Source organism: Candidatus Frankia nodulisporulans (genome assembly GCF_902806475.1).
GTDB classification, from domain to species: Bacteria; Actinomycetota; Actinomycetes; order Frankiales; family Frankiaceae; genus Frankia; species Frankia umida.
On record NZ_CADCWS010000320.1, the window covers coordinates 1 to 4049 of the forward strand.

Consider the following 4049-nt stretch of genomic DNA (forward strand, 5'->3'; position numbering starts at 1 on the left):
GACCAGTTACGGTCCGCATACATCCACTGTGGACAGAACGGCCGATACGTGGCCTGGACCGGGGGTCGTTCGTCGTACGGGAGCGGAACGCGGCGCTTCGCCAGCGACTGAAGCGTCACCGTCCACTTGATCAATGATTCGTCGTTGGTCGCATGGCCGTCGAGAACTCCGGCATATGTTTCCGTGGCACGCCGCATCACGCGGCGAAGCCCCGCCGCCGACGAGCCGTAGACCCACACGTCACGGCCGGTCTCATAACCACGCCCGTGACGTTCGAAGATGCCGCCGTCGCCGAGCGCCAGGTATGCGAGGAAGGTGTCGCTGCGCTGGTTCAGCCAGTCTCCCTGGCTGTTCGGCACGATGGCCGTCGAGGCGACCGTGAGGATGTCCTCGGCCGCCGCGACCCGGGCGAGTTTCGCCTCGCGGCCAAGGTAGTCACCGACCCGCCCGTAGTGCACGGAGGCCGGCGGGACCCGCGTCCGATCCCTGACCAGGACGATCACGCAGATGCCCACCTGGCTGCCCGCACCGAAGATCTTGCCGCCTTCCCTGCGCCAGTCGCCTTTCTGGTCGCCGCCGAGGTCGAAGACGTGGATGGTCGCGAACTCGTCAGCAAGTGATTTCCTGAGACCATCGGTGCTGTTCCCGTCCAGCAGGCCGTTCGGTGTCACGAAGGCGATGACTCCCCGGTCCCCGATCCGCAGCGAGGCCCATCTGATCGCGCGAATGTAGGAGTTGTAGAGGGAGTTCTTGTTGGTCGCGGTCGAACGATCGGCGTAGGTGCGTCTGATCTCCTCGTCAAGGTCCGGGTATCTCTCGTTGGCGTTGTTGTCGTTGGCCGAGGCCTGGCCCACCGAGTAGGGCGGGTTCCCGACGATGACGGTGATCGGCGGCGACGGAAGACGGCCGGGCTGCCAGGACTGGTGCCAGGGCTGGAAGGTGTCGGTGAGAACCAGACCGGGAAAATGTTCCGGTTGGCCGGTGAGATCGGTGTAGGTGGTCTGGATGTTGACGCCGGCGATGTGGTGGGCGAGGAGCAGGATCTCGTTGCCGTGGAGTTCCCGGGCGTACTTGCGGGCGAGGTCCGCGGGCCTGATCAGACCGGACTGCAGGAGACGGACGAGGAACGTCCCCGTGCCGGCGAAGCCGTCGAGGATGTGGACGCCCTCGTCGGTGAGGCCCTGGCCGAACTCCCTGCGGAGCACGGCGTCAGCGGAACGGAGGATGAAGTCGACGATCTCGATCGGGGTGTAGACGATGCCGAGTCGATCGGCGACCCGTCTGAACGCGACGGAGAAGAACTGGTCGTAGAGCTCGACGAGGATCCGCTGTCGTCCCTCGGCGTTGTCGACGCCGCGCACCCGGCGCCGGACGGCGGCGTAGAACGACTCCAGCGTCTCGTTCTCGGCTGCCGGGCCGTGTTCGTCGAGTGTGGCCAGCATCCGTTCCATGGCCGCCGCGACCGGGTTGGTGGCCACGAGGTCGTAGCCGTCGAAGAGGGCTTCGAAGACGGGGCGGGTCACGAGATGCTGGGCCAGCGTGTCGATCGCCTCGTCGGCGGTGATGCTGTCGTTCAGGGTGCCGCGCAGGTCGGCGAGGAAGACCTCGAACTGCCGTGCGGGAGCCGACCGCGTCTGGGCGAGCAGGCCCCTGATGCGGGTCACGTGAGCCGCGGCGATCGCGGCGATGTCCCTGGCCCAGCCCTCCCAGCCGAGAGTTGTCACCGGTGCCCGGTCCGCTCCGGGAGGGTGGTCATCGAGGTGAGGCGGGTCATCGAGGTGAGGCGGTGCGCCAGCTGGCGGGCGGCTTCGCGCAGTTCGGGGGGTTCGAGGATCTCGGCGTCGAAACCGAGACCGGCGATGCGGGCGGCGAGCCAGGTCAGGTCATCGCCGCCGACCACCAGGACGCACCAGTCCTGCGCGTCGCCGGTACCGGCAGCGGAGTCGGTGCCGGCACCGAGGTCGGGGTCGGTGCTGGGGTCCTCCTCGATCCGTCCTACCTGGGGTGGGACGAGGGCGCGGACCTGGTCGGGCTGGGCGCGCAGGCGGACGCGGGCCCGGTGCCGGTAGGGGGCCTCGGTGACGGCGCGTTGGACGTGGGCGACCGGGTCGGGGTGTTCACGGAGGCGGAAACGCCAGGTCGTCGCGGTCACCTGGCTCATCCGGTCCAGGCGGAAGGTGCGCCAGTCGGCGCGGTCGACGTCCCAGGCCATCAGGTACCAGCGGCGGCTGGTGGCGACCATCCGGACCGGCTCGACGGTGCGTTCAGGCAGGTCACCGCCACCGCCGGCGCCGCGGCCGGTGTACTGGAAGCGGACGCGGACCGCGTCGCGGCAGGCGCGGGCGAGGGTGAGCAGGACGTCCGCGTCGATCTCGATGCCGGGGCCGAGCAGGGTGTCGGTGGCGCCGTGCACGGCGCGCACCTCGGCGCGCAGACGCGGGGGCATCACCTGGTCGAGTTTCGCGAGTACCCGCAGGGCCGACTCCCCCGCGCCGGCGACCGTGCCACCGGCGGCCAGGCGCAGCGATACGGCGGTCGCGATCGCCTCGTCGTCGTCGAGCAGCAGCGGTGGCAGTCGGGTGCCGGCGCCGAGCTGGTAGCCGCCGCCGACCCCGGAGTGCGCGTGCACGGGGTAGCCGAGGGCGCGCAGACGTTCGATGTCGCGGCGCACCGAGCGGTCGGTGACGGCGAGTTCGGTGGCGAGTTCCGACGCGGTCCAGGATGGCCGGCGCTGCAGCAGGGCCAGCAGCCGCAGCACCCGCTCGGTGGTCGTCTCAGCGGACACGTTCCCATCCTGACACCGATCACGGACCGAACCTGTCCGCGATCGGCGCGACGATGCCCCCATGACTTCGAACACGACGACCACCCAGCCCGCCACCACCCAGCCCGCCACCACCCGGCCCGCCACCGCCCAGCCCGCCACGGCCGGGCTGGCGCTCAACTCGTTGCTGCGTTCTCAGGTCGACGAGCACTGGAACGAGCAGCTACGCCCGCGGCTGGCCGGGCTCAGCGATGACGAGTACTTCTGGGAGCCGGCGGCGGACTGCTGGAACGTGCGTCCGCGGGGCAGCGGCACCGCGCCGGTGCAGGGCGGTTCCGGTGCGATGACCATCGACTTCGCCATGCCGGCTCCGGAACCGGCACCGGTCACCACGATCGCCTGGCGCCTCGGCCATGTCATCGTCGGTGTGCTCGCGATGCGCAACGCCGCCCACTTCGGACGGACCCCCACCGACTACCTGTCCTTCGAGTACGCGCCGGACGCGGCCACCGCCCTGGCGCAGCTCGACGCCGAGTACACCACCTGGCTGGCCGGGGTGACGGCCCTCGGTGAGGCGGGCCTGGCCCGGCCCTGTGGCCCGGCCGAGGGTCCGTTCGCCGACCTGCCGATGGCGGCGCTGGTCCTGCACATCCACCGCGAACTGATCCATCATCTCGCCGAGGTGTGTCTGCTACGCGACCTGAACCGGTCCTGACGCCTCGCTCGGCCACGAACACGGAGGACGCCCGATCATGGCTCGTGACATCCAGATCACCTTCGACAGCGCGGACCCGGCGAAGCTGGCCGCCTTCTGGGCCGAGGCGCTCGGCTACCAGGAGCAGGAGCCGCCGCGGGGCTTCGCGACCTGGGAGCAGGCGCTGGCCGCGTTCGGCGTGCCACCCGAGCGGCGCAACGACGCCTCGGCCCTGCTCGACCCCGAAGGGCACGGGCCGCGGCTGTTCTTCCAGCGGGTCCCCGAGGGCAAGCAGGCCAAGAACCGCGTGCATCTGGACGTCCGGGCCGCGCCCGGCCTCAGCGGCGACGCCCGGATGGCCGCGCTGGAGACCGAAGCCGAACGGCTCGTCGCCCTCGGCGCCACCCGGTCCTCCCGGCTCGAACCCGCACCCCCGATGGTCGCCGGGCACATCGTCATGCTCGACCCCGAAGGCAACGAGTTCTGCCTCGACTGACCGCGGCCACACCCAAGCGCCGGGCCGCCGCCGCGCCGCGCCGCGTCTCGTCTCGTCTTAGGCGAAGCGGGCCTCGTCCCCCTTGCTGTACGGGT

At 70.5% G+C, this 4049-nt stretch carries 4 protein-coding genes; 2 read left to right on the forward strand and 2 right to left on the reverse strand.

All coding sequences use genetic code 11. The annotated features are described in order from the left end of the window. The coding region (locus tag G6R24_RS18870) for a type ISP restriction/modification enzyme (protein ID WP_192029193.1) at positions 1–1724 on the reverse strand (1724 nt) is incomplete at its 3' end. Beyond that, entirely contained in the window at positions 1721–2785 is a 1065-nt protein-coding gene (locus G6R24_RS18875) for a helix-turn-helix transcriptional regulator (RefSeq protein ID WP_192029195.1), read from the reverse strand. The genes G6R24_RS18870 and G6R24_RS18875, both read right to left, overlap by 4 nt. A gap of 61 nt (positions 2786–2846) precedes the next feature. On the opposite strand from G6R24_RS18875, the gene G6R24_RS18880 reads away from it, so the two are divergent. Both G6R24_RS18880 and G6R24_RS18885 read left to right on the forward strand, forming a co-directional pair. After that, positions 2847–3479 (forward strand): DinB family protein, encoded by a 633-nt coding sequence (locus G6R24_RS18880; RefSeq protein WP_192029197.1) that lies wholly within the window; start codon positions 2847–2849, stop codon positions 3477–3479. Positions 3480–3516: 37 nt separating this feature from the next. After that, positions 3517–3954 (forward strand): VOC family protein, encoded by a 438-nt coding sequence (locus G6R24_RS18885; RefSeq protein WP_163550526.1) that lies wholly within the window; start codon positions 3517–3519, stop codon positions 3952–3954. Positions 3955–4049 lie beyond the last annotated feature (95 nt).